We start from the raw sequence: 26,660 nt of genomic DNA, 5'->3' as shown, positions 1-26,660 counted from the left end.
CATTATCAGCTACAGAAATAGCACATTTAATGTGGTGACATATTTATGACAGATTTAACGACACACGATCTCGCTCAGCCAGGCTGGCAAACTCGCGATCATCTTAACGATCCGGTCGTTGGCGAACTGTGTAACCGTTTTGGACCAGATGCATTTACTGTACAGGCAACCCGCACCGGTATCCCCGTGGTGTGGGTCAAACGTGAGCAATTACTGGATGTTGTCGCATTCCTGAAAAAACAGCCTAAGCCTTATGTCATGCTGTTTGACCTGCACGGTATGGATGAACGCTTGCGTACTCATCGTGAAGGTTTACCTGCCGCCGACTACTCCGTCTTTTATCACATCATTTCCATTGAGCGTAACCGCGACATCATGCTGAAAGTCGCGTTGGCTGAGAATGACCTGCATCTACCGACCGTGACTAAACTTTTCCCGAATGCCAACTGGTATGAGCGGGAAACGTGGGAGATGTTTGGCATGGCCTTCGATGGTCACCCAAATCTGACGCGCATCATGATGCCGCAGACGTGGGAAGGACATCCACTGCGTAAAGATTATCCGGCGCGTGCAACCGAATTCGATCCTTTCGAGCTGACTAAGCAGAAAGAAGATCTGGAAATGGAATCGCTGACGTTCAAACCGGAAGAGTGGGGCATGAAGCGCGGTACTGAAAATGAGGACTTCATGTTCCTCAACCTCGGTCCGAATCACCCTTCTTCACACGGAGCCTTCCGTATAATCCTGCAATTGGATGGTGAAGAAATCGTCGACTGCGTGCCTGATGTGGGTTACCACCATCGGGGTGCGGAGAAAATGGGCGAGCGCCAGTCCTGGCACAGCTACATTCCTTATACCGACCGTATTGAATACCTTGGCGGCTGCGTTAACGAAATGCCATATGTACTGGCCGTGGAAAAACTGGCTGGCATTGAGGTGCCGGATCGCGTCAAGACGATTCGCGTAATGCTGTCTGAGCTGTTCCGTATTAATAGCCATCTGCTGTATATCAGTACCTATATTCAGGACGTCGGTGCGATGACGCCGGTGTTCTTCGCGTTTACTGACCGCCAGAAAATTTACGATTTGGTTGAAGCGATTACCGGTTTCCGTATGCACCCAGCGTGGTTCCGTATTGGCGGTGTGGCGCACGATCTACCACGCGGCTGGGAACGTCTGCTGCGTGAATTCCTTGACTGGATGCCGGCTCGTTTGGACACCTATGTCAAATCTGCATTGCAGAACACCATTCTGAAAGGCCGTACTCAGGGCGTTGCTGCCTACAATGCGAAAGAAGCATTGGAATGGGGCGTAACGGGTGCAGGTCTGCGTGCTACTGGTATCGGTTTTGACGTGCGGAAATGGCGTCCCTATTCCGGCTATGAAAACTTTGACTTTGAAGTGCCAGTTGGCGACGGCATCAGCGATTGCTATAGCCGCGTGATGTTGAAAGTTGAAGAGTTGCGTCAGAGCTTACGTATTCTGGATCAGTGTCTTAAGAACATGCCGGAAGGGCCGTTCAAAGCCGATCACCCACTGACGACGCCGCCACCAAAAGAGCGCACGTTGCAGCATATCGATACGCTGATTAACCACTTCCTTCAGGTTTCCTGGGGACCGGTGATGCCTGCTAATGAATCGTTCCAGATGGTTGAGGCAACGAAAGGCATCAACAGCTATTACCTGACCAGTGACGGCGGCACGATGAGCTACCGTACCCGTATTCGCACGCCGAGCTATGCGCATCTGCAACAGATTCCTTCTGTCATTCGCGGATGTCTGGTATCCGATCTGATCGTTTACCTCGGCAGTATTGATTTCGTAATGTCAGATGTGGACCGCTAACTATGCATGATCACAACAATCACGATCATATTGACGCTCTGGGACAACCGGCAGCCGACTCACTGACAAAAGACAATACTTTTGTATTGAGTGACGCCGAACGTGACGCCATTGAGCACGAAAAACATCACTACGAGGATGCACGCGCGGCGTCAATCGAAGCACTGAAAATTGTGCAAAAAGAACGCGGCTGGGTGCCGGATGGTGCTATTCACGCGATTGCCGACTTACTGGGTATCCCTGCCAGTGACGTGGAAGGTGTGGCGACGTTCTACAGCCAGATTTTCCGTCAGCCTGTCGGGCGTCATATTATTCGCTATTGCGACAGCGTTGTGTGCCACATCAATGGCTATCAGGGCGTTCAGGCAGCGCTGGAGCGTAAGCTAAGCATCAAACCGGGACAGACAACGTTCGATGGACGTTTCACACTGTTGCCGACCTGCTGCCTGGGGAACTGTGACAAGGGGCCGTCAATGATGATTGACGATGATACCCACAGCCATGTGACGCCGGAAGGTATTGAAACGTTATTGGAGCAGTATCAATGAGTAAAGACATTGTTCTGACTGCTGAGCAGCATCCTCTGACCTGGCGTTTACGCGCAGACAAACAGCCGGTATGGCTGGATGAGTATCGCAGCAAAAATGGTTATGTCGCGGCGCAAAAAGCGTTAACCGGCATGGCACAGGATGACGTGGTCTCACTGGTTAAAGACGCTGGCCTGAAAGGGCGTGGTGGCGCGGGCTTTTCGACAGGCTTGAAGTGGAGCCTGATGCCGAAAGACGAAAGCATGAACATCCGCTACCTGCTGTGTAACGCGGATGAAATGGAACCCGGTACATATAAAGACCGCCTGCTGATGGAGCAAGAGCCTCATCTGCTGGTTGAAGGCATGCTGATCAGCGCCTTTGCGCTGAAAGCCTATCGTGGCTACATCTTCCTACGCGGTGAATACATCGAAGCTGCTGTTCATCTGCGTCGCGCCATTGAAGAAGCAAAAGCCGCTGGCCTACTGGGCAAGAATATTCTGGGCAGCGGATTTGATTTCGAGTTGTTCGTGCATACGGGCGCTGGGCGTTACATCTGCGGTGAAGAAACGGCACTGATTAACTCTCTGGAAGGCCGTCGTGCCAACCCTCGTTCAAAGCCGCCGTTCCCGGCGTCTGCTGGCGCCTGGGGTAAGCCGACCTGCGTCAACAACGTGGAAACGTTGTGTAATGTACCGGCGATTATCGAGCACGGTGCGGCGTGGTATCAGGGGTTGTCTGCAGGTAAAAGCAAAGATGCAGGCACAAAATTGATGGGTTTCTCTGGTCGCGTCAAGAATCCGGGTCTGTGGGAACTGCCGTTTGGCACCACGGCGCGCGAGATTCTGGAAGATTACGCGGGTGGCATGCGTGATGGCCTGAAGCTGAAAGCCTGGCAACCGGGTGGAGCAGGTACAGATTTCCTGACGGAAAGTCATCTCGATCTGCCGATGGATTTTGAGCACATTGCGAAAGCAGGTAGCCGTATGGGTACTGCGCTGGCGATGGCTGTCGATCATGAAATCAATATGGTTTCGTTGACGCGTAACCTCGAAGAATTCTTCGCTCGTGAATCCTGTGGCTGGTGTACGCCGTGCCGTGATGGTTTACCGTGGAGTGTGAAGATTCTACGTGCGCTGGAGAAGGGAGAAGGCCAGCCTGGTGATATCGAAACGCTGGAGCAGCTTTGTCGCTTCCTCGGACCGGGTAACACCTTCTGTGCGCATGCGCCGGGTGCGGTCGAACCACTGCAAAGTGCCATCAAGTATTTCCGGGAAGAATTCGAAGCGGGTATCTCTAAACAGTATTTAGGCAACCTCAAAGCGATTGGCGGTATTCAGCCTAACCTGTTGAAAGAGCGCTGGTAAGCTATCGCTCAACACGTGCGAGATGCAGTAAATGTATCCGCAGGGTGGCGCAAATAAGCCACCCTCATAAACCCAATAGATTTCAAGGCGCAGGTAGCCAACGCATTTGCGGTTTGAAAGATGAGGGTATACAGAATTTTTGATTAGCGCTCGTGGCAACACGGGCCATTATGGAAGCATGCTGACTATGGCTACTATTCATGTAGACGGCAAAGAGTATGAAGTAAACGGAGCAGACAACCTTCTGGAAGCTTGCCTGACTCTGGGACTTGATATTCCTTACTTTTGCTGGCACCCCGCGCTCGGGAGCGTCGGATCTTGCCGCCTCTGTGCGGTAAAACAGTATCAAAATGCGGAAGACACCCGCGGTCGTCTGGTGATGTCCTGTATGACACCAGCAACCGATGGCGCGTTCATCGCGATCGAAGATGAAGAGGCGAAGCTATTCCGTAAGACGATAGTTGAGTTTCTGATGACCAACCACCCGCACGATTGCCCAGTGTGTGAGGAAGGCGGTAACTGTCATTTGCAGGATATGACGGTGATGACGGGGCAGAACTTCCGTCGCTATCGCTTCACCAAACGTACCCACCGCAATCAGGATCTCGGGCCGTTTATTTCTCATGAGATGAACCGCTGTATCGCGTGCTATCGCTGCGTGCGTTACTACAAAGACTATGCGGATGGTAAAGATCTCGGTGTTTATGGCGCACACGACAACGTCTATTTCGGTCGCCCGGAAGATGGCACGCTGGAAAGTGAGTTCTCTGGTAACCTGGTTGAAGTGTGTCCGACTGGCGTATTCACCGACAAAACGCACTCCGAGCGCTACAACCGTAAATGGGATATGCAGTTTGCACCGAGCGTTTGCCAACAGTGCAGCGTCGGCTGTAATACCAGCCCCGGTGAACGCTATGGTGAACTGCGTCGTATCGAAAACCGTTTCAACGGTAGCGTAAACCACTATTTCCTGTGTGACCGCGGCCGTTTTGGTTACGGGTACGTCAACCAGAAAGACCGTCCGAACCAGCCGCTGCAACGTCGTGGTAATGACTGGATCGCACTGAACGCTGATCAGGCACTGCAAGGTGCGGCGGATGTGCTGCGTCAGGCGAAGAAAACCATCGGTATTGGCTCGCCACGTGCCAGTATTGAAAGCAACTTCGCCTTGCGTGAACTGGTGGGGGCTGAGAATTTCTACACCGGTATCGCGCAGGAAGAACAAAATCGCCTGCAACTGATTCTGAAAGTGTTACGTGAAAGCGGCGTGAGAACGCCAGCGCTGCGTGAGATTGAAGGTTACGATGCGGTTCTGATTCTGGGCGAAGACTTAACGCAGACGGGGGCGCGTATCGCTCTGGCTGTTCGTCAAGCGGTTAAAGGAAAAGCCCGTGAAATGGCGGCAGCGCAGAAAGTGGCTGACTGGCAGATTGCGGCGATCATGAACATTGGTCAGCATGCCAAGCACCCGCTGTTTGTCACTAACGTCGACAACACGCGTCTGGACGACATCGCTGCATGGAACTACCGTGCGCCAGTTGCCGATCAGGCACGTCTTGGTTTCGCTATTGCACACGGTCTGGATAGCAGCGCACCGGCAGTTACCGATCTGGCGGCAGGTCTCGACCAGAAAGTCGATATCATCGTACAGGCGCTGGCCGGTGCGAAAAAACCACTCATCATCTCCGGCACCAATTCAGGTAGCGAGGACGTGATCTCCGCAGCGGCGAACGTTGCCAAAGCGCTGAAGAATCGCGGTTCTGACGTTGGTATTACCTTTGTTGCTCCTGCGGCTAACAGCATCGGGTTGTCAATCATGGGGGGCGGTTCGTTGGATGACGCGCTGGCGCAGTTGGAAAACGGCGATGCCGACAGCGTGGTGGTTCTGGAGAACGATCTCTACCGTCATGCCCCAATCGCTCGTGTTGATGCGGCGCTGGAAAAAGCTGAGAACCTGATTGTGGTTGACCATCAGCGTACTCGCATCATGGATAAGGCCAACATCATTCTGTCTGCGGCCAGCTTTGCTGAAAGCGACGGTACGTTGGTGAACCAGGAAGGTCGTGCTCAGCGCTTCTTCCAGGTTTATGACCCAACGTATTACAACGACAAGATTGTGATGTTGGAAAGTTGGCGCTGGCTGCACTCGCTGTATATCACCTATAACAGCCGTCAGGTTGACTGGACGCAGCTGGATAACGTGATTGATGCGTGTGTTGCTGCTCTGCCGCAACTGGCGGCAATCAAAGATGCCGCGCCGGACGCGTCGTTCCGTATTCGTGGTCAGAAACTGTCACGTTCACCGATTCGTTCCAGCGGACGTACTGCAATGCGCGCCAATATCAGCGTGCATGAACCGCGTCAGCCCGTCGATAAAGACACCATGTTTGCTTTCTCAATGGAAGGAAACAACAGCCCGACAGCCAATCGCCAGCAGATTCCGTTTGCCTGGGCGCCAGGCTGGAACTCACCGCAAGCCTGGAACAAATTCCAGGACGAAGTGGGCGGACATTTGCGTCATGGCGATCCCGGTATTCGTCTGATCGAAGCCGGAGAAGGGTCACTGGCGTACTTCGACAACATTCCTGCGGCTTTCGTCCCACAAGCGGGTCAATGGCGTGTTGCACCGTATTATCACCTGTTTGGTAGTGACGAAATGTCACAGCGCTCCGACGTGATCCAGCAGCGTATGCCTGAGCCTTATGTAATGGTGAACCCGGCTGATGCGGCAACACTGGGTGTGAATGCTGGTACGTTGCTGGAGTTGACCTGTGCAGGACAAACGCTACGTTTGCCACTGCGCTTAAGTGCGGAATTGAGTCAGGGACAGGTTGGTTTACCGCTGGGCTTACCGGGTATTGCACCGGTGTTGGCGGGTGCAACCGTTGAAAATCTGCGGGAGGCCGCACAATGAGTTGGTTAACGCCGGAATTAATCGAGATTCTGATCACTGTCGGGAAAGCGGTCGTGATTCTGCTGGTTGTGGTGACCTGTGGCGCGTTCATGAGTATGGGTGAGCGTCGACTGCTTGGCCTTTTTCAGGGACGTTATGGGCCGAACCGGGTAGGTTGGGGCGGTTCATTACAGCTTGTCGCCGACATGATCAAAATGTTCTTCAAAGAAGACTGGGTGCCGAATTTTACCGATAAGGTGATCTTCACGCTGGCACCGATGATCGCGTTTACGTCAATGCTGATTGCCTTTGCGATTGTGCCGATCACCCCAACCTGGGGTGTTGCCGATCTGAACATCGGTATCCTGTTCTTCCTGATGATGGCGGGTCTGGCTGTTTACGCGGTGCTGTTTGCTGGTTGGGCGAGTAATAACAAATACTCGCTGCTCGGTGCGGTACGTGCTTCTGCTCAGACCGTGAGTTACGAAGTGTTCATCGGCCTGTCGCTGATGGGCGTGGTCGCGCAGGCGGGCTCGTTCAACATGCGTGACATCGTCGATTCCCAGGAACACCTGTGGAACGTGATCCCACAGTTCTTTGGCTTTATTACGTTTGCCATCGCAGGTGTGGCGGTATGTCACCGTCACCCATTTGACCAGCCTGAAGCTGAGCAGGAACTGGCCGATGGTTACCACATTGAATACTCCGGTATGAAATTCGGTCTGTTCTTTGTCGGGGAATATATCGGGATCGTGACCGTTTCCGCGCTAATGGTGACCTTATTCTTCGGTGGCTGGCATGGTCCAATCCTGCCTCCGTTTGTCTGGTTTGCGCTGAAAACAGGCTTTTTCATGATGATGTTCATCCTGATTCGTGCTTCGTTACCCCGTCCGCGTTATGACCAGGTGATGGCTTTCGGTTGGAAAGTCTGTCTGCCGATAACGCTTTTGAATCTGCTGGCGACAGCGGCCGTCATTTTGTACAACGCTTAAGAAGGGGTGAATAAACCATGACATTGAAAGAGTTAGTGGTTGGTTTCGGCACCCAGATACGCAGTATCTGTATGGTGGGATCGAATGCTTTTAAAAAGCGCGAAACCAGAATGTATCCAGAAGAGCCTGTGAATCCACCGCCGCGCTACCGTGGTCGTATCGTGCTGACGCGCGATCCCGATGGTGAAGAGCGCTGCGTTGCCTGCAACCTGTGTGCAGTGGCCTGTCCGGTTGGCTGTATCTCATTGCAGAAAGCAGAAACCAAAGATGGTCGCTGGTATCCCGAGTTCTTCCGCATCAACTTCTCACGCTGCATTTTCTGTGGCTTCTGTGAAGAAGCGTGTCCGACAACCGCGATCCAACTGACGCCGGATTTCGAGATGGGCGACTACAAACGTCAGGATCTGGTGTACGAGAAAGAAGATCTGCTGATATCGGGGCCGGGTAAATATCCGGAATATAATTTCTACCGGATGGCTGGTATGGCAATCGATGGGAAAGACAAAGGCGACGCTGAAAACGAAGCCAAACCTATTGATGTCAAAGGCCTGTTGCCCTAAGGAGCTAGCATGGAATTCGCTTTTTATACCACAGGTTTGATTGCGATATTGGCGACACTGCGCGTCATTACGCATACCAATCCTGTGCATGCGTTGTTGTATATGGTCACTTCGCTTATGGCGATCGCGGGCGTCTTTTTCTCGCTGGGGGCTAATTTTGCTGGCGCGCTAAGCATCATCGTGTATGCGGGTGCCATCATGGTGCTGTTCGTGTTCGTGGTTATGATGCTCAACCTCGGCAATTCCGTAGAAGAACAAGAGCGGAATTGGTTGAAACCGAGTGCCTGGGTCGGCCCAAGTATTCTCTCACTGGCGTTACTGGTGATTGTGGTTAACGCCATCCTGAGCCTGAAAGAGCAGGGAATCACTGGCACGCCTGTTGAGGCGAAAGCCGTGGGTATCAGCCTGTTTGGGCCTTATGTTCTGGCCGTTGAATTAGCATCAATGCTACTGCTGGCGGGATTGGTTGTCGCTTTCCATATTGGTCGTGAAGATAAACGTGGTGACGTTATCAATAAAGAAGGCGCGAACCAGGACGTTGAGAAAAAAATAACGGGGGAATGCGCATGATTCCGTTACAACATGGATTGATTTTAGCCGCTATCTTGTTTGTTCTGGGGCTGACTGGTCTATTGATTCGTCGTAACCTGCTGTTTATGTTGATTAGTTTAGAAATTATGATCAACGCTGCTGCGCTGGCTTTTGTTGTCGCAGGCAGTTACTGGCAACAGCCGGATGGTCAGGTGATGTACATTCTGGCGATTACGCTGGCGGCGGCTGAGGCCAGTATTGGTCTGGCGCTGTTATTGCAGATGTATCGTCGTCGTCAAACCCTGAATATTGATACAGTCAGTGAGATGCGCGGATGAACTTACTCTATTTAACAATACTCTTCCCGCTGCTCGGCTTTCTGCTGCTCGCATTTTCCCGTGGTCGCTGGTCGGAGAATACGTCTGCGACAGTCGGTGTTGGCTCGATTGGTTTGGCAGCGTTAGTGACCGCTTGGGCTGTCGTCGATTTCATGAGCCAGCAGCACAGCGGCGGCGTCACCTTCTTTAATCAGCATTTGTGGACATGGATGACCGTTGGTAATTTCGACATTAGCGTAACGCTGGTGCTCGACGGTCTCTCGGTAACGATGTTGTCCGTGGTGACGGGGGTTGGCTTTTTTATCCACCTGTTTGCCTCCTGGTATATGCGTGGGGAAGAGGGATACTCTCGCTTCTTCGCTTACACCAACCTGTTTATCGCAAGTATGGTCGTTCTGGTACTGGCGGATAACCTGTTGCTGATGTATCTCGGCTGGGAAGGGGTAGGACTGTGCAGTTATCTGCTGATCGGTTTCTACTACACCAATCCGAAGAACGGCGCGGCAGCGATGAAGGCTTTTATCGTTACCCGTGTGGGTGATGTCTTTTTAGCCTTTGCGCTGTTCATCCTGTACAAAGAGTTGGGCACGCTTAACTTCCGCGAGCTGATGGTTCTGGCACCGCAGAAACTGGCTGAAGGTTCACCGGAAATCACCTGGGCGACGCTGATGTTGCTGGGTGGGGCGGTGGGTAAATCGGCACAGTTACCGTTGCAAACCTGGCTAGCAGATGCGATGGCCGGTCCAACACCGGTATCTGCACTGATCCACGCCGCCACGATGGTTACCGCGGGTGTTTACCTGATTGCGCGTACCAACGGTCTGTTCCTGATGGCGCCGGATGTCCTTCATCTGGTGGGGATTGTGGGTGCCGTAACGTTGGTGCTGGCGGGCTTTGCTGCCTTGGTTCAAACCGACATCAAGCGCGTGCTGGCCTATTCCACCATGAGCCAGATTGGTTACATGTTCCTGGCGCTGGGCGTGCAGGCATGGGATGCCGCGATTTTCCACCTGATGACGCACGCATTCTTTAAAGCACTGTTGTTCCTCTCTTCTGGTTCGGTGATTTTGGCCTGCCACCACGAGCAGAACATCTTCAAGATGGGCGGCCTGCGCAAAACAATTCCACTGGTTTATGTCTGCTTCCTGGTCGGGGGCGCGGCGCTGGCTGCACTGCCGCTCGTTACCGCAGGCTTCTTCAGTAAAGACGAGATCCTGGCTGGCGCATGGGCAAACGGTGACATCAATCTGATGGTGGCTGGATTGGCTGGTGCCTTTATGACCTCGCTGTATACGTTCCGTATGATTTTCATCGTGTTCCATGGTGAAGAGAAAACCAAGGCGCATGCAGGAAAAGGTATTTCTCACCACTTACCACTGGTTGTGCTGATGGTTCTGTCCACCTTTATTGGTGCGATGATTGTTCCGCCGTTGCACGGTGTATTGCCTGCGACGACAGCGCTTGAACACGGTCAGTTGCTGACATTGGAAATGACCTCTGGCGTGGTGGCGATTGCCGGTATTCTGCTTGCCGCTGTGCTGTGGCTGGGTAAACGTCAGGCGGTGAATAGCATTGCGAACAGTGCTCCAGGCCGCTTCTTCTCAACCTGGTGGTTCCATGCGTGGGGTTTCGACTGGTTGTACGACCATGTCTTTGTTAAACCGTATCTGGCTATCGCGAAGCTGTTGCAGCGTGATCCGTTAAATGGGCTGATGACCATCCCGGCCACGATTACTCGTTGGGGTAACCGTGGGCTAGCGCTCAGTGCGAATGGTCAATTGCGCTGGTACGTTGCCTCTATGGGCTTTGGTGCTGTGCTGGTGCTGGCTTTGTTACTGCTGGTATAGGCGGTATCCGGTAACGTATGAAGGGCAGGGCATTCCGTAGATAGGAATGCCCGCCACGGCAAGTTTTCAGATTTCTTTAATTTAGGGACACAAAACGCCATGCTACTACCTTGGCTAATTCTTCTCCCCTTTATCGGCGGTCTGCTGTGTTGGCAGTTAGAGCGTTTTGGTACGAAAGTACCGCGCTGGATAGCGTTGATTGCAATGGGGCTGACACTCGCACTGTCTCTGCAACTGTGGTTGCAAGGCGGTTATTCACTGACGGCACCGACAGGCGTACCACAATGGCAATCCGAGTTTTATGTGCCATGGATCCCGCGCTTCGGCATCGGTATTCACCTTGCGTTGGACGGCTTGTCACTGTTGATGGTCGTGCTGACGGGGTTGCTGGGGGTATTGGCAATTCTCTGTTCCTGGAATGAAATTCAGCGCTATCAGGGTTTTTTCCACCTGAATCTGCTGTGGATTCTGGGCGGCGTTATCGGCGTGTTCCTTGCCATTGACCTGTTCCTGTTCTTCTTCTTCTGGGAAATGATGTTGGTACCGATGTACTTCCTGATTGCACTGTGGGGGCATAAAGGCTCTGACGGTAAAACCAGAATTACGGCGGCGACCAAGTTCTTCATCTATACCCAGTCAAGCGGCCTGATCATGTTGATCGCGATTCTGGCGCTGGTTTTTGTGCATCACAATGCCACTGGTGTTTGGACGTTCAACTATGAAGACCTGCTGAAGACGCCGATGTCATACGGTGTTGAATATCTGCTGATGCTGGGCTTCTTCATCGCGTTTGCTGTAAAAATGCCTGTCGTACCGTTGCACGGTTGGCTGCCAGATGCACACAGCCAGGCGCCAACTGCGGGTTCTGTTGACCTGGCAGGGATCCTGTTGAAAACGGCGGCCTATGGTCTGCTGCGTTTCAGCCTGCCGCTGTTCCCGAACGCCTCCCATGCCTTTGCACCGATTGCCATGTGGCTGGGGGTAATTGGTATCTTCTACGGTGCCTGGCTGGCGTTTAAACAGACGGATATCAAACGTCTGATTGCTTACACCTCGGTGTCCCACATGGGCTTCGTGATGATTGCCATCTATTCCGGTAATCAGCTGGCTTATCAGGGTGCGGTGATTCAGATGATTGCGCACGGCTTGTCCGCTGCCGGTCTGTTCATTCTGTGTGGTCAATTGTACGAACGTCTGCATACTCGTGACATGCGTGAAATGGGTGGCCTGTGGGCGCGCTTGAAGTTCCTGCCTGCGCTGTCTCTGTTCTTTGCTGTGGCGACACTAGGGATGCCGGGAACGGGCAACTTTGTCGGCGAATTCATGATTCTGTTCGGCAGCTATCAGGTTGTGCCAGTGATTACGGTGATCTCAACCTTCGGTCTGGTATTTGCATCGGTCTACTCACTGATCATGATTCAGCGTGCTTATTACGGTACGCCTAAATCTGATGAGCCATTGAAGGGTATGTCGCTTCGCGAATTGTCTATCGTGATGCTGTTGGTGGTATTACTGGTGTTGTTAGGGGTTTACCCGCAACCGATTCTGGATACCTCCAGTGCCGCGATGTCAAATATCCAGCAGTGGTTTATGTCGTCTGCTCCAGATTCAATTATTTCAACAACAAGGCCGTAATTCGCCATGACAATAACTCTTCAACAACTAATTGCGCTATCGCCGCTGTTGATCGTCGGATTGACGGTAGTGGTTGTGATGCTGTGCATTGCGTGGCGACGCAACCATTTTGTCAACGCAACCATGACGGTTATCGGCCTGAATATTGCGTTGCTGTCACTGTACTTTGTCGGTCAGGTTGGCCCAACGGACGTGACGCCGCTGCTGCGTGTTGATGGCTTCTCGATGTTCTATACCGGACTGGTTCTGCTTGCCAGTCTGGCAACCAGCACGTTTGCCTATCCGTGGCTGCAAGGCTACCCAGACAATCGTGATGAGTTCTACCTGCTGGTTCTCATTGCTGCGTTAGGTGGGATTCTGCTGTCGAGCGCCAATCATCTGGCTTCGCTGTTCATCGGTATTGAGCTGCTTTCTCTCCCGCTGTTTGGTCTGGTTGGCTATGCCTTCCGCCTGAAACGTTCGCTGGAAGCGAGTATTAAATACATGCTGCTGTCGGCGGCGGCGTCTTCCTTCCTGCTGTTTGGCATGGCGCTGATTTATGCTGAATCAGGCGATATGAGCTTTGCCAGCCTCGGTAAGAGCCTGAGCGATCACCAAATCCATGAACCGCTGTTGCTGGCAGGTCTGGGGATGATGATTGTTGGGCTGGGCTTCAAACTGTCTCTGGTTCCGTTCCAACTGTGGACACCTGATGTGTATCAGGGTGCACCTGCGCCTGTGTCTACGTTTCTGGCAACGGCTGGTAAGATTGCCGTTTTCGGTGCAGTCATGCGTTTGTTCCTGTACGCGCCGATGGCTGACAGCGAGTCCGTCAGAATTGTGCTGGGTGTCATCGCATTCGCGTCGATTCTGTTCGGTAACGTGATGGCGGTATCGCAAACCAACATCAAACGTCTGCTCGGTTACTCTTCCATCGCGCACTTGGGCTATTTGCTGGTTGCCCTGATCGCGGTTCAGAGCCATCAACTGGCGCTGGAAACCGTCGGTGTTTATCTGGTGGGTTACCTGTTTAGCAGTCTTGGCGCGTTCGGTGTGGTTAGTCTGATGTCTAGTCCGTACCGTGGCCCGGATGCCGATTCACTGTTCTCTTACCGTGGTTTGTTCTGGCATAAACCGATTCTGTCGGCGGTGATGACCGTGATGATGCTGTCTCTGGCGGGTATTCCAATGACGCTGGGCTTCTTCGGTAAATTCTACGTGCTGGCTGTCGGCGTTAATGCCGAGCTGTGGTGGCTGACGGGGGCCGTTGTACTGGGTAGCGCCATTGGCTTGTACTACTACTTGCGTGTGATGGTCAGCTTGTTCTTGAATGCGCCTCAACAGCTACAGCGTGATACCCCAAATAACTGGGCCTTAACGGCTGGCGGTGTGGTCGTCCTGATCTCCTCCATCGCCGTGCTGTTCTTTGGTTTGTACCCGCAACCGCTTATCTCTCTGGTGCAGTTGGCGCAGCCAATGATGTAACCACTGACGAGTGTCAGGTTGAATAATGAAGCGCCGTTGATGAGAATCAACGGCGTTTTTTTGTCAGCAAAATTACTGTCACCTCAGGAGGGGGTGATAGTAAGCAAGTACGTTTTAGGAATGCTCTGGTCTGCTGAAGCCGTAGAAGTCAGGAAAAATTGTCTATAGTTAAAAAGACAACGATTTATAACTCATGACTTTTCATAACAGAAGGAAGCACTTTATGGCAGCGACAAAAAAACAGCCTGAAGAAATTCGTGTTGATGATGATTTAAAACTTCTGTCCGAGACGTTAGATGAGGTGCTGCGCTACACGGGCGATCAGGCAGATCAAGCCTATCTCGATTTGAAAAAGGGGGCGGAAAAAGCACTACTTGAAGTCAAAGCCCGTATCGGCGTGACTGACAGCTATTATGCACGCGCCAAGCAGGTGGCCAACAAAGCCGATGTTTATGTGCATGACAAACCGTGGCACGGTATTGGTATCGGTGCCACAGTTGGCCTGGTATTGGGATTGCTGCTGGCTAAGCGCTAGTTTCTGCACTCTGCGTCAGAATCGCTCTATCGCTCAGTGACGATGAGCAAGATAGGGCGAATTCCCGAGTAAATTATGTCACCCGAATGGATCATGTAACATGCCTGACAATGTAGCGGGGTTACCCGCTACATCTCACGATATCCTCTAGTCTTGAATCTTGTCCTCTTTCTCCTGCATCCCTTGTACCCAATAGATGGATTCAAATGGACGTAGTGCCAGAATGGCGGGTTGGGGCTGTGCGTCAGAATAATTGCTGAATAACAGCCGCCAGCGATGGTCATGAATATCTGTTGGTGGTTGCCAGCGCTGGGGCTGTTTGCTGAGGTTTGCCAAAACCAGAAGTCGCTGTCCTTTCCAGATACGTTGATAGCACCAGATAGTAGGATGGTCAGGCAGCAAATCCTGATAGTCTCCGTGTGTCAGCAGCGGCAGTGCTTTACGCATAGCGATAAGCTGTTGGTAGGTATAGAAAACGGAGTCTTTATCCGCCAGCGCCTGTGCCGCGTTGATGTGATCGAAATTCTGGCATGGGGTTATCCAGGGTGTGCCGGTCGTAAATCCAGCATGATTGCTGGCATCCCATTGCATCGGTGTACGGCCGTTATCGCGTGATTTGCTGGCGAGGATCGCTAAGATTTGAGCATCTGACTGACCGCGATCGCGCTGTTCGGCAAACTGATTCAGGCTTTCAATATCGCGGTATTGTGCAATCTGTGTATAGCCGGGGTTGGTCATACCCAGCTCTTCTCCCTGATAGATATAGGGCGTGCCTTGCATACCATGAAGCACCATTGCCAGCATCTTGGCTGATTGCACACGGAATTCGCCTTCGTCACCAAAGCGCGACACAATGCGCGGCTGATCGTGATTACACCAGAACAAGGCGTTCCAGGCGCGGTTGTGCATCCCCTGTTGCCAGTGATTAAAAATTTGCTTGAGCTGAATAAAATCAGGTTCCGCCAGCGTCCATTTTTCCCCATTGGGATAATCGACTTTCAGATGATGGAAATTGAACGTCATGGAGAGTTCACTACCGTCCATTGCCGCGTAGCGGCGGCAGTGATCTAGCGAGGTCGATGACATCTCGCCGACGGTCATCAGGTCGCGAGGCTGAAAAACATCCTGACTGAACTCCTGTAAGTACTCATGAATCAGTGGGCCATCGGTATAGAAGCGGCGTCCATCGCCCTGTGCGTCTGATGGGAAATCCTGCTGCTTGGAAACCAAATTGATCACATCCAGCCTCAGTCCGTCCACGCCTTTATCCGCCCAGAATTCACAGACCTGCTTTAGTTCATCCCGCACACGCGGATGCTCCCAATTCAGATCGGCCTGCTCGGTGGCGAACAGATGCAGGTAGTACTGTTTACTTTCCGCGTGCCACTGCCAGGCGGGGCCACCAAATTTTGAACGCCAGTTATTGGGCGGTGCGCCGTCGTTGCCATCACGCCAGATATAGAAATGGCGATAGGGACTACGGCGATCCTGCGCATTCTGGAACCAGTGGTGTTGCGTAGAAGTATGATTGAACACCATATCCATAACGATATGGATACGGCGTCGATGTGCTTCGGCGATCAGTGTTTCCATATCGGCCATCGTACCGTAGGTTGGATCGATGGCGCAGTAGTCAGCGACGTCATAGCCGTTATCAACCTGAGGAGAGAGATAAACCGGAGTCAGCCAGATTGCATCGACGCCCAATTGTTGCAGATAATCGAGTCGGGAGGTGATGCCAGCAATATCGCCAATGCCATTTCCGGAACTGTCCTGAAAGCTCTTCGGGTAGATTTGATAAATTACGCCGTTTTGCCACCAGGGGAGTGATGTACTCATGAAGAATCCTCCTGTAGCGATATAGCCACGTCTCAACAGACGTGGCTGAATAGGGAGTGGGACGGTTATTCGGGATCTAGCGTGCCATTGTTGATTTTGCGCTTATAGACCAGCGACGTCAGTACAATTGGAATCACGGCAGCGACCAGCATGGCGAGGGCAAAGATCCCCCAAAATTGTGGCTTGATAGAGAGGATGCCCGGAAGTCCTCCCACGCCGATGCCATTTGCGGTTACGCCGTAGAGGCCGCAAATAAGCGCAGCGGCAGCGGAACCGATCATGGCGCATAGCATCGGAAAGCGGTATTTCAGGTTAATTCCGTACATGGCAGGCTCGGACACGCCAAGAAAAGCAGAGATTGCCGCGGGGACAGAAATTTCTCGTTCGTTGGCTTTCCGGCTGATGAGAATTACCCCGACGACGGCCGAAGCTTGTGCAATATTGGACAGCGCAATCAGTGGCCAGACCGGCGTGCCGCCCATACTTTGAATCATCTGCATATCAATCGCCAGCGTGGTTTGATGCACGCCCGTGATGACCAGCGGCGCATACAGGAACCCAAACAGCGCGGCGCCAACGGGAGCAAAACTGCCTGTCATGACTGCCTTAACGGCCCAGGCAACGCCATCGCCAATCATGCGACCAAACGGACCAATTAACGTGTGTGCCAGGAAAACGGCCAAAATGAGCGATGTTACGGGCACGACCACCAGATAGAGGTAATCCGGTACGATTTTTTTCAGCCGAGTTTCGATCAGTGCCAACGCCATCCCAGCTAATACGGAAGGGATAACCTGCGCCTGATAACCTATCTTCTCAATCGTGAACCAGCCAAAATTCCACACCTCTGGCGTTTGTTGACCGATGAGGTAGGCATTCATTAACTGCGGTGATACCAGCGTGATACCTAGCACAATACCGAGGATGGGCGTGCCACCCATTTTACGCACGGTTGACCAACAAACGGCTACGGGGAGATAGAAAAAGATGGCTTCCCCCAATAACCAGAGGAAATCATAGGCGGTTTGCCAGATTGGGTAGAGCTGTACCAGCGTTTGCCCGTCTCGCATCGGGATATCGCCGATAACGTTACGCGCCCCGAGGATCAAGCCTCCGCTGATGAGTGCGGGAAGCAGTGGAAAAAAGATCTCGGCAAAATGTGAAATGCTGCGCTCGAACCAGCTCATATTCTGGCGGGCGGCGACTTTGGCTTCTTCCTTATTGATTTCACCTTTGCCCGTGGTAGCGAGCAGCGCCTTGTAATACTCGTCGACCTCAGTGCCGATCACGACCTGAAATTGTCCGGCATTCGTGAAGCAGCCTTTCACCATTCGCATTTCTTCAATGTTTTTGGGATGCGCTTTGGAAGCATCGTGCAAGACGAAGCGAAGGCGAGTGATACAGTGCGTAACGGCCGCGATGTTCTCACGCCCGCCGACCAATTCGATCAGACGGTCAATATCCTGTTGTTTCACTTTACTCATAGTCAGTCCTTTTTATCTTTTAGCGCAGACGTCGGGGACGCGAAGCAAGTACAGCTACAGAAAAGCATAGTCTGTTAATGGTGACTTTGCTGTGAGAGAGAAATGCATTGGGCTGTTTTTAAAAGAGAATGTTCAGGCATGCGGCATGCTGCACAAATCTGTGCTGTGCGGGTAGACAAAAAGGAAAGGAAGATTAACGGGAATAGCGGCGTAAGAAAAACAAAAGCCGCCTGATAGAAGGCGGCTTTAGAGATTGTTTACATCACAATCAGAACGGGCTGATGATTGACCCAATACGTTCACAATAGCTGACATAAACATCTCCCATTCTTTTAAAGAATTTGGTGATTTTACTAAACATAGCCATTTTCAGACTCCTCTAACGGGTTAATTAAATGTGATGTTCATCACGTTTTTAATGGTAGCGGAGATGAAATTGGATTTCAACATTTTTGTGATGTTGGTCACAAAAATATAACGAATTGGCAAATGGAATGCACCGCAGAGCGAAAAGAACCTGATGCGCGCCCGATAGAGCAGCGAATCAGGTGAGGGAAGACAATACGAGGTCATGTCAGGTGGAATAGTGATAAATCTTGTGATCGAACCACTGTTCGCCGATCTTCTCGGCGTTTTTTTCCGTGTGATGAAAACGGAAACCAAGCCGTTGGGCGACGGCGTTGCTGCGCGTGTTGGCGGTTGACGCTTTGATGATACAGCGCTCAATGAGGCTTGCATCGGCATAGGCTGCTATCAGTGTACTAACGGCTTGAGAAACGATGCCCTTACCTTCAAATGCTTCTGCGATCCAATACCCGATGACACCTTCTTTATCCTGAATCGTATTGAAGGAAACGATGCCAGCTAGCATGTCGTCCCAGCGGATGACATATACGGCGGCTGTTTTGGCGAAGAATTCCTTTCTGTTGCCGCGAATGGTTTCACGTGTGTCATCAACGGTCTTGACGGAATCTGGCCAAGGCAATGTTCGCCGCAGCCGCGATTTTTCCTGTTGGATCAGGGTGAAGAGCACATCGGCATCGCGCTCTTCCTGTATTGTTAGGCGTAGATGGGGCAGATGCTTTAATTCGTACAGCGCATCTATAGATAACGTTTCCATAAACTCTCTCCCTGTTAATACTGCAATGTCCCGTCAACGATTGTGACGCTATGCCCACCGATCCACGGCTCATCGTTCAGGTACGTCACGGTAATGCGGCCATCGCAGTGCAGCATGGTGCCCTGTCGAGCAAGGTAGCTGAGTGGCGCGGTGACGTTATTGGTGGAGTGCTGCTGACGAAGCAGTGCAGCCAGGCAGGCGTTAGCGCTGCCTGTGACCGGATCTTCTTTGAGATGGCCGCGTTCAATATAGAACGCGCGAACTTCATAATCGGCGGGCATCGCGTTATCGTACGGGCCATAGATGGCGATGCCGTTGGTCTGGCTGAGGTTCTGTACGACGGCGAGCGCTTCTGCATTCGGTATGATGCTAAGACAGGTGTCGGCACTGTCTACCCGAATCACGAGCCAGCGAATGCCCATATGTACGGCGGTGGGAGGATAGTGCTTATCGATGCTGGCAGTACCAAGGTCGGTTATGCCCAGCGTTTTTTCCAGCAGCGGTGTGTGTTCATCATCAAACGGAACGATAGTGGCCTGTGGTGCGTGAAACGCCAGACTCCCATCATCACCGATGTTGATCGGTACTAAGCCAACGCCGCATTGCTGCACCAATTGACCTAGAGATTTAGGGCACAATCCTCCTTCCAGCATGGCATGTGCGGTGCCTAGCGTGGGGTGTCCGGCAAAAGGCATCTCCGATTCTGGCGTAAAAATACGGACGTGGTAATCCGCCAAGGGATCGGTAGCGGGCAGGACAAACGTGGTTTCTGACAGGTTTGTCCAACGCGCGATATCCTGCATTTGCGCATCGGTTAATCCCTTTGCCTCCATAACCACGGCAAGCGGATTGCCCTTGAAAGGCTGCTGGGTGAAAACGTCGACCTGTTTGAAACGACGTACTATAGACATCGCATTTCTCTCCTGTATGCGCCATCGCTTAAATATTACTCAAAACTAACCGCGATCCTGGCGCGCGCTTGTGGCATAATGCGCGCCAAATCACATTCCGACTCGAGTATAAGTGCTGTGTTAAGTACCAACAATATCACCATGCAGTTCGGCAGCAAGCCGTTGTTTGAAAACATTTCCGTTAAATTTGGCGGCGGCAACCGTTACGGTTTGATTGGCGCGAATGGCTGCGGCAAATCCACCTTTATGAAGATTCTCGGCGGCGATCTGGTGTCGAGCGGCGGTAACGTCTTCCTCGATCCTAATGAACGTCTGGGTAAACTGCGTCAGGATCAGTTCGCGTTCGAAAAATACAGCGTGCTGGATACCGTTATCATGGGTCACGGCGAGCTGTGGGCGGTAAAAGAAGAGCGTGACCGTATCTATTCATTGGCTGAAATGAGCGAAGCCGACGGCTATAAAGTCGCCGATCTTGAAGTGCAATACGGTGAGATGGATGGTTACAGCGCAGAATCACGCGCGGGCGAGTTGTTGCTGGGCGTGGGGATTCCCGTTGAGCAGCACTATGGCTTGATGAGTGAAATTGCGCCCGGTTGGAAACTGCGTGTCCTGTTGGCGCAGGCGCTGTTTGCCGATCCCGATATCCTGCTACTCGACGAGCCAACCAACAACCTGGATATCGATACTATTCGTTGGTTGGAGCAGGTGCTGAATGAACGTAACAGCACCATGATCATCATCTCGCATGACCGTCACTTCCTGAACATGGTCTGTACGCACATGGCAGATCTGGACTACGGCGAGCTGCGTATTTATCCCGGTAACTATGATGAATACATGACGGCAGCGACGCAGGCTCGTGAGCGTTTACTGTCCGATAACGCCAAGAAAAAAGCGCAGATTTCCGAACTGCAATCGTTCGTCAGCCGCTTTAGCGCCAACGCCTCTAAATCCAAGCAGGCGACATCGCGTGCGCGCCAGATCGACAAAATCCAGTTGGATGAAGTGAAAGCGTCCAGCCGTCAAAACCCGTTTATCCGTTTTGATCAGGATAAGAAGCTGTTCCGTAATGCGCTGGAAGTGGAAGCGTTGAGCAAAGGTTTTGATAACGGCCCGCTGTTTAGCAAGCTGGGTCTGATGGTTGAAGTGGGTGAAAAAGTCGCTATTTTGGGTGCCAATGGTATCGGTAAATCGACATTGCTGAAAACGCTGGTCGGTGATTTCGAGCCGGATAGCGGCACCGTGAAATGGTCTGAAAACTCAAAAATTGGCTACTACGCGCAGGATCACGAATACGAATTCGATGAGACGCTGACCGTTTTTGACTGGATGAGTCAGTGGAAACAGGAAAAAGACGACGAGCAAGCCGTGCGCAGCGTACTCGGTCGTTTGCTGTTCAGCCAGGACGATATCAAGAAGAAAGTGAAGGTGTTATCCGGTGGTGAAAAAGGTCGCATGCTGTTCGGTAAGCTAATGATGCAGCGTCCGAATATTCTGGTGATGGATGAACCGACCAACCACCTTGATATGGAATCCATTGAATCGCTGAATATGGCGCTGGAAATGTATGAAGGGACGCTGCTGTTTGTCTCTCATGACCGTGAATTTGTCAGCTCGTTGGCGACTCGTATTCTGGAAATTACGCCAAATAAAGTGATCGACTTCACCGGCAACTATGAAGATTACCTGCGCAGTCAGGGTATTCAGTAAGTCATATACCGACCTTCAGATCTACACAATGGCTGAAGGTCGGCTATTTTGAGTTTTTCTTTCTCTTCTCTACTTATCTTTTTTACTCATGCCATAGCGCTGAAATATTCACCGATCCTGCCTGCTTATCACCCAAATTAACGAACTTTAATAAACGCGGTATTTTTTTCGTACTTGTTAAAAAAGAAAAGACGGATGTACCCTAACTATCTGAAATAACACAGCAGTGTGATTTTTTTTGCAGGGCTTTCAGTTTGCATAAAAGCAAACAGTTTGTTAATCCATGTCGCTATTTTGTCGCACTTAAATTCAGCACATTCATTTACGCTGTCGCCACGTTGCCAAATAAAAATAATTATCATTTAATTTATTTTATTGATTATTTGGGGGGCCGTTAATGAACATCGATTTGACGCCGTATTATGCCGAGCCCGGTGAGCAGCCTTTTGGTGCCCGACGTATGGCAATGCCTTGGCGCAACCATGTGCCACTCTCACCAGAACAGATTCCGGCCGGTTGGCAGGCGCTGAAGCAGCAAACATTGCCTGCTCGTAAGCGTCTGCTCTATCTGCATATTCCTTTCTGTGCTACGCACTGCACGTTCTGCGGCTTTTACCAGAACAAACTGCGTGATGACAGCACGGCGACCTATACGCGCTATCTGTTGCAGGAATTGGCGATGGAAGCGGACAGCCCGCTGCATCAGTCTGCGCCGATTCATGCGGTTTACTTTGGTGGCGGTACGCCAACGGCGCTGGCAGCGAATGAACTGTCGCAGATTATTCGGGCGATCCGAACCTCTCTGCCGCTGGCACCAGACTGTGAAATCACGGTAGAAGGGCGAGCGATGGATTTTGATGATGAGCGGATCGATGCCTGCCTGGATGCGGGGGCGAACCGCTTCTCCATCGGGATTCAGACGTTTGATACCCGAATTCGTCAGCGGATGGCACGCACCTCAGATAAACAGCAGTCAATTCGCTTCCTTGAGCGACTGTGTGAACGCGACAGGGCGGCAGTCGTCTGCGACCTGATGTTTGGCCTGCCGGGACAAACGCCGGAAATCTGGCGTGAAGATTTGGCGATCGTCAGCGATTTGCCGCTAGATGGTGTCGATCTGTATGCGCTTAATCTGTTACCGACAACACCGCTGGCGAAAGCGGCCGAAAACCAGCGTGTTGCACTGCCTGATGTCGTCGCCCGACGTGATTTCTACCGGACGGGGGCGGCGTTTCTCGCCGATGCAGGCTGGCACCAGCTTAGTAACAGCCACTGGGCGCGCACCACGCGTGAACGTAATTTGTACAACCTGTTGATTAAGCAAGGTGCGGACTGTCTGGCGATGGGAAGCGGTGCTGGCGGCAATTTAAACGGGCAAGCCTACATGATGGAGCGCAGTCTGGAGCGTTATTATCAGCAGATCGAACAGGGGCAAAAACCGATCATGATGATGACGCCAGCCAGTTCTACTGGGCCGTGGCAGCATCAGCTTCAGGCGGGCATTGAGGTCGGTCGTATCAAACTGCCGCAGCTTACCCAGCATGCCCGTGAACTTCAGCCCTTGCTGAGCCAGTGGCATCAGGCCGGGTTGACCTGTGACGATTCCACCTGCCTGCGCCTGACTAACGATGGCCGCTTCTGGGCGAATAATCTGATGCAGGCATTACAACAAATTATTCCTCAACTTAATGCCGAAGAGCATGCGCACTAACCGGAGACGCAACGATGACCATGACGCTGAATGAATTACTGGCAACCAACCCTGATGGCACATTGGAAGAGATTGCCGGAAAATATAATACCTCGTTGTTTGCCGTCGTTGAGGCGCTGCCTGTGGCTCAGCGTACGCTGGCGACGGGCGATCGGTTCGATCGGGTGTGGGACACGATTGCGACCTGGGGTGAAGTGACGCTAATTAGTCACACGGCGGATGCGATTCTGGAGTTTAAGAGCGAGCTACCCACCGGTACGCATCGTCACGGTTATTTTAATTTACGTGGCAAAAATGGCCTGAGCGGACATATCCGTGCGACGAGCTGTCAGCACATTGCGTTTATTGAACGTAAGTTCATGGGGATGGACACAGCCTCTGTGGTGTTCTTTAATGCCAGTGGTGCGGCGATGTTTAAAATCTTCCTTGGACGAGACAGCCACCGCCAGTTGCTGAGCGCTCAGGTTGAGGCGTTCCATGCGCTGGCGAGTGAATTACAACCGGAGCAGGTATGACATGGTTACTTTTTGGCGCAGGCAATGGGGTCGGCGCCTGCTTATTACAGCGAGCTATTGAGTGCGAGCAGGCGGTAGTACTGGTATTACGCAACCCTGAGCAGGCCAAACACTGGCGTGAACAGGGGATGACGGTAGTAGAAGGCGATGCCTGTGACCCGGAAACGGTCGCGGAAGCCTGTCGTGTAGCTGGGTCGTCCGCCATTGTGGTATCGACGATGGGTGGCGGCACGGTAAATTATCAGGGTCACCGGACGGTGATCGACGGTGCAGAACTGGCGGGTATCAAGCGTATGCTACTGGTGACCTCGCTGGGCTGTGGCGATAGTTGGGCGCAGTTGTCGGCACGTGCCAGAGCCGCGTTTGGTTTCGCAGTGCGTGAGAAATCGCTGGCAGAAAGTTGGTTACAAAGCAGTACGTTGGATCACTGTATTGTTCGTCCTGGTGGTCTGTTGGATGTGGTCGCAACGCACAATGCGCAACTGACACAAGGTGCGGCCACACTGGGATTGGTGTCACGCTGGGATGTGGCGCTGGCGGTTGATAAACTGCTGCAACAACCTGTGTTCGGTAATCAGATTTACAATCTGATCGATCCCGATCTCACGATGCCTGCCATTCCGTAATCCTCGCAATGTCGTCATCTATGTTGCCGGGATAGCTCATTCCGGCATCAGATGAACTGTTATAGTCAATCTGTCGAAAACTGTATCTGTTATCTCTTGTATGGCTATGTTCTAATCAACGCCAGCCGTGTTGTGTTTTTGTTAATGCATGACAGTTTTTATACGTATGATGGTGATGACGATGGATGAAGTAAAACGCCTTCTGACTGAAGAGATCGAACGTATTAATCGGGAAGAAAAACGCGATAATAAAATACGTTTTAGCCGCAAATTCATGCAGTCACATCCCTATTTGTTTGCCGCGATGCTGGTGAGTTATGTGCCAGTCGCGATGATCCTGTTTTACGCCCCTTATTTTGGTTTGCCCTACCTGATCGGTTTTACCGTCTTCCTGCTGGTGATGTCGCTGGCACTCTCGATAGATATTAATCCGACCTATCGCTTTGAGGACATCGATACCCTGGATCTCCGCGTTTGCTATAACGGCGAGTGGTTTACGATCCGCCATGTATCGCAGGATACATTGGATAAGTTGCTACGTAACGAACAGGTGCCGTCCGCTGTGAAAGCCGGGATAGAAAAAATTCAACGCACGAAAGGTGACGTTGATTTCTACGACGTCTTCTCACTGGCCTACCGCCAGCAGCCTTCCATTTAGCAGGCTCTTTCTGCTTTTCATTGCATCGCTGGAACTTTGGGCAAGATGATATTTTGAATCTGCGAAGTGGCACGAAATCTCCCCCCGCGTCTTACCATGGCAGAGCGATTTGTGATTAAATTCAATGTATAGGATTATCTCTCTCAAGGCTGATTACATTGAGTTTTCGTTTTGCTTTTTGGAACTGTGCGATATCGCCTCCTGGTATAAAAGATTGGCAAAATCGGGGTAACGTCGCCGATGCTATTGAGATCATCAGACATCTCTTTATTCATGAACACATTGATCTATTAGCGATTTGTGAAGTGAATCAAACCTCTTTCCAATTACTGGTTGAAGGGCTTCAGGACATCGATATTGCATCTGAATTTATGGATGACATTACGCTAACCGGAGGCCAATTTGATATCGGCTATTTTTATCGTTCAGCTCGCATCGTGGTCACTCAAGGGAAGACGCATACTGGTCGGATTGGCAGCTCGTCGCTCAAAATTGCACAACAATTAAAAATAGCGTTTAAAGCGGAAACGCCCAGCGAAATAAACATGCTGGTTTCACACTGGCCAAGTCAGTTAAGAACCATTGCCGAGGATTTTAGAAATAAATGCTCTATTGGGCTAAGAGGTTTTGTTGAGTCTCTTCTTGCTGACCAAAAGCAGGTGATTTTAATGGGCGATTATAACGATGAACCTTATGCCCACAGCCTATTTAAAAACCTGTCGGCAACCAACGATCGCGCATTGGTACTCTCCCAGCCCGATTATTGGCTCTATAATCCCTATTGGAAAACGCTCTCGGCACGGGTGCCATTCTCGTTTGAGGAACAGCAACATGATTTTGGAACCTGTTATAGTAAAGCGGGGAACCGTAATGGTTGGTCAGCTTTCGATCAGATCATCTTCTCAGGGGATTTCCTCAGCACGGGGCCGTGGTATCTGGATGAGGCGGCGACAGGTGTTGTGCTAACGGATGTATTGCGTGCTGCTATTTTGGATAGTAAGCATTATTTCGATCACATGCCTGTTATCGGCTGTATCAGAAAAAAAGGGGCAATGAATGTTTGAATTTAAAGAATTTATTAAGGCTGGGCGCGAGTCTGCCTCTCTCGTTGAAAAAAATCATAAGGATATTGGGGATGTTTTCCGTTCACTAAATAAAGAGTTAAAAAACGAATCCGATGGGCATTTAACAATAAGTCGAATATCCCAAGAGGATATATTTTCTGAATGGGAACTAATAGAAGAATATAACGGCAGCAGTGAGTTAAACCTTCTTTCAACGGGAGAGCTAGGTATCGTCTATGACGATGCGATTGCAGAGATTGCAATGTGGGCACAGCATACCGATGGTTACCCTTTTACAATTGAGTATCTCGGAGAAAGGGTAGATTGTTGGGATCAAGAATCGTTAGCCAATGCACTGGGGACAATTGTCTCTTCTGCGCAGTTCTGGTTGAAGGTTAAGGAGCTATCTTCGCGCGTTGAAGCAAAGAGGAAATCTCCCTCCTGATTTGCCAGGCTTTGATCCTCAAATACGTTCGTTATAAGCAGCG

General features: G+C 51.5%; 23 protein-coding genes. 19 read left to right on the top strand and 4 right to left on the bottom strand.

All coding sequences use genetic code 11. From position 1 onward, the window contains the following. Nucleotides 1-45: 45 nt before the first annotated feature. From nuoC to elaB, 12 genes are all read left to right on the top strand, one after another. Nucleotides 46-1,845, top strand: coding sequence for an NADH-quinone oxidoreductase subunit C/D (gene nuoC / locus AACH44_RS13280; RefSeq protein WP_261847991.1), 1,800 nt, complete (start codon nucleotides 46-48; stop codon nucleotides 1,843-1,845). Nucleotides 1,846-1,847: 2 nt separating this feature from the next. Then, nucleotides 1,848-2,393, top strand: a complete 546-nt coding sequence (nuoE, locus tag AACH44_RS13275) for an NADH-quinone oxidoreductase subunit NuoE (protein ID WP_261847992.1) — start codon at nucleotides 1,848-1,850, stop codon at nucleotides 2,391-2,393. After that, nucleotides 2,390-3,739: an NADH-quinone oxidoreductase subunit NuoF gene (nuoF, locus tag AACH44_RS13270; RefSeq protein ID WP_261847993.1), complete on the top strand. Its 1,350-nt coding sequence runs from the start codon at nucleotides 2,390-2,392 to the stop codon at nucleotides 3,737-3,739. Before nuoE ends, nuoF begins: the two co-directional genes overlap by 4 nt. A 187-nt stretch (nucleotides 3,740-3,926) precedes the next feature. After that, the gene (nuoG, locus tag AACH44_RS13265) at nucleotides 3,927-6,653 is read left to right on the top strand and encodes an NADH-quinone oxidoreductase subunit NuoG (RefSeq protein ID WP_261847994.1); all 2,727 of its coding nucleotides are present in this window, start codon (nucleotides 3,927-3,929) and stop codon (nucleotides 6,651-6,653) included. Continuing rightward, a complete protein-coding gene (gene nuoH, locus AACH44_RS13260; protein WP_261847995.1) occupies nucleotides 6,650-7,624 on the top strand; it encodes an NADH-quinone oxidoreductase subunit NuoH in 975 nt (324 codons plus the stop codon). The genes nuoG and nuoH overlap by 4 nt, the downstream gene beginning before the upstream one ends. Before the next feature lie 17 nt (nucleotides 7,625-7,641). Further along, nucleotides 7,642-8,184: an NADH-quinone oxidoreductase subunit NuoI gene (nuoI, locus tag AACH44_RS13255; RefSeq protein ID WP_261847996.1), complete on the top strand. Its 543-nt coding sequence runs from the start codon at nucleotides 7,642-7,644 to the stop codon at nucleotides 8,182-8,184. A 9-nt stretch (nucleotides 8,185-8,193) separates the two neighbouring features. Then, nucleotides 8,194-8,754 (top strand): NADH-quinone oxidoreductase subunit J, encoded by a 561-nt coding sequence (gene nuoJ / locus AACH44_RS13250; protein ID WP_261847997.1) that lies wholly within the window; start codon nucleotides 8,194-8,196, stop codon nucleotides 8,752-8,754. Then, nucleotides 8,751-9,053, top strand: coding sequence for an NADH-quinone oxidoreductase subunit NuoK (nuoK, locus tag AACH44_RS13245; protein WP_005969835.1), 303 nt, complete (start codon nucleotides 8,751-8,753; stop codon nucleotides 9,051-9,053). Before nuoJ ends, nuoK begins: the two co-directional genes overlap by 4 nt. Then, complete coding sequence (gene nuoL, locus AACH44_RS13240; protein ID WP_261847998.1) at nucleotides 9,050-10,900, top strand: NADH-quinone oxidoreductase subunit L; 1,851 nt, start codon at nucleotides 9,050-9,052, stop codon at nucleotides 10,898-10,900. The genes nuoK and nuoL overlap by 4 nt, the downstream gene beginning before the upstream one ends. 99 nt (nucleotides 10,901-10,999) lie before the next feature. Then, entirely contained in the window at nucleotides 11,000-12,535 is a 1,536-nt protein-coding gene (gene nuoM / locus AACH44_RS13235; protein WP_261847999.1) for an NADH-quinone oxidoreductase subunit M, read from the top strand. Nucleotides 12,536-12,541: 6 nt separating this feature from the next. Further along, nucleotides 12,542-13,999: an NADH-quinone oxidoreductase subunit NuoN gene (nuoN, locus tag AACH44_RS13230; RefSeq protein WP_338659281.1), complete on the top strand. Its 1,458-nt coding sequence runs from the start codon at nucleotides 12,542-12,544 to the stop codon at nucleotides 13,997-13,999. Nucleotides 14,000-14,222: 223 nt separating this feature from the next. After that, complete coding sequence (gene elaB, locus AACH44_RS13225) at nucleotides 14,223-14,534, top strand: stress response protein ElaB (protein WP_261848001.1); 312 nt, start codon at nucleotides 14,223-14,225, stop codon at nucleotides 14,532-14,534. Nucleotides 14,535-14,681: 147 nt separating this feature from the next. On the opposite strand, the gene treC is transcribed toward elaB, so the two are convergent. From treC to AACH44_RS13205, 4 genes are all read right to left on the bottom strand, one after another. Continuing rightward, nucleotides 14,682-16,373: an alpha,alpha-phosphotrehalase gene (gene treC / locus AACH44_RS13220; protein ID WP_338659280.1), complete on the bottom strand. Its 1,692-nt coding sequence runs from the start codon at nucleotides 16,371-16,373 to the stop codon at nucleotides 14,682-14,684. Nucleotides 16,374-16,438: 65 nt separating this feature from the next. Beyond that, the gene (treB, locus tag AACH44_RS13215) at nucleotides 16,439-17,857 is read right to left on the bottom strand and encodes a PTS trehalose transporter subunit IIBC (protein WP_261848003.1); all 1,419 of its coding nucleotides are present in this window, start codon (nucleotides 17,855-17,857) and stop codon (nucleotides 16,439-16,441) included. A 574-nt stretch (nucleotides 17,858-18,431) separates the two neighbouring features. Beyond that, complete coding sequence (locus AACH44_RS13210; RefSeq protein ID WP_338659279.1) at nucleotides 18,432-18,977, bottom strand: GNAT family N-acetyltransferase; 546 nt, start codon at nucleotides 18,975-18,977, stop codon at nucleotides 18,432-18,434. A gap of 14 nt (nucleotides 18,978-18,991) precedes the next feature. Continuing rightward, nucleotides 18,992-19,888 (bottom strand): PhzF family phenazine biosynthesis protein, encoded by an 897-nt coding sequence (locus AACH44_RS13205; RefSeq protein WP_338659278.1) that lies wholly within the window; start codon nucleotides 19,886-19,888, stop codon nucleotides 18,992-18,994. A 117-nt stretch (nucleotides 19,889-20,005) separates the two neighbouring features. Between AACH44_RS13205 and AACH44_RS13200 the strand changes: the two genes are divergently transcribed. The 7 genes from AACH44_RS13200 (at nucleotide 20,006) to AACH44_RS13170 (ending at nucleotide 26,617) form a co-directional block, all read left to right on the top strand. Beyond that, nucleotides 20,006-21,598: an ABC-F family ATPase gene (locus AACH44_RS13200; RefSeq protein ID WP_338659277.1), complete on the top strand. Its 1,593-nt coding sequence runs from the start codon at nucleotides 20,006-20,008 to the stop codon at nucleotides 21,596-21,598. Between the two features lie 397 nt (nucleotides 21,599-21,995). Then, complete coding sequence (gene hutW / locus AACH44_RS13195; RefSeq protein ID WP_338659276.1) at nucleotides 21,996-23,309, top strand: heme anaerobic degradation radical SAM methyltransferase ChuW/HutW; 1,314 nt, start codon at nucleotides 21,996-21,998, stop codon at nucleotides 23,307-23,309. A 14-nt stretch (nucleotides 23,310-23,323) separates the two neighbouring features. Then, on the top strand, nucleotides 23,324-23,824 hold the full coding sequence (gene hutX, locus AACH44_RS13190; protein WP_261848008.1) for a heme utilization cystosolic carrier protein HutX: 501 nt from the start codon (nucleotides 23,324-23,326) through the stop codon (nucleotides 23,822-23,824). Continuing rightward, nucleotides 23,821-24,450 carry an NAD(P)H-binding protein gene (locus tag AACH44_RS13185; protein WP_261848009.1) on the top strand — a complete coding sequence of 210 codons (630 nt, stop codon included), beginning with the start codon at nucleotides 23,821-23,823 and terminating at the stop codon, nucleotides 24,448-24,450. Before hutX ends, AACH44_RS13185 begins: the two co-directional genes overlap by 4 nt. A gap of 181 nt (nucleotides 24,451-24,631) precedes the next feature. Then, entirely contained in the window at nucleotides 24,632-25,108 is a 477-nt protein-coding gene (locus tag AACH44_RS13180) for a YlaC family protein (RefSeq protein ID WP_338659275.1), read from the top strand. Between the two features lie 158 nt (nucleotides 25,109-25,266). Further along, nucleotides 25,267-26,172: a hypothetical protein gene (locus tag AACH44_RS13175; protein ID WP_338659274.1), complete on the top strand. Its 906-nt coding sequence runs from the start codon at nucleotides 25,267-25,269 to the stop codon at nucleotides 26,170-26,172. Continuing rightward, nucleotides 26,165-26,617, top strand: coding sequence for a hypothetical protein (locus AACH44_RS13170; RefSeq protein ID WP_261848011.1), 453 nt, complete (start codon nucleotides 26,165-26,167; stop codon nucleotides 26,615-26,617). The genes AACH44_RS13175 and AACH44_RS13170 overlap by 8 nt, the downstream gene beginning before the upstream one ends. The last annotated feature ends 43 nt before the right edge of the window (nucleotides 26,618-26,660 follow it).

Origin of the sequence: Pectobacterium araliae (assembly GCF_037076465.1) — a bacterium.
GTDB lineage: Bacteria > Pseudomonadota > Gammaproteobacteria > Enterobacterales > Enterobacteriaceae > Pectobacterium > Pectobacterium araliae.
This window is presented reverse-complemented; position numbering and strand designations above follow the sequence as displayed.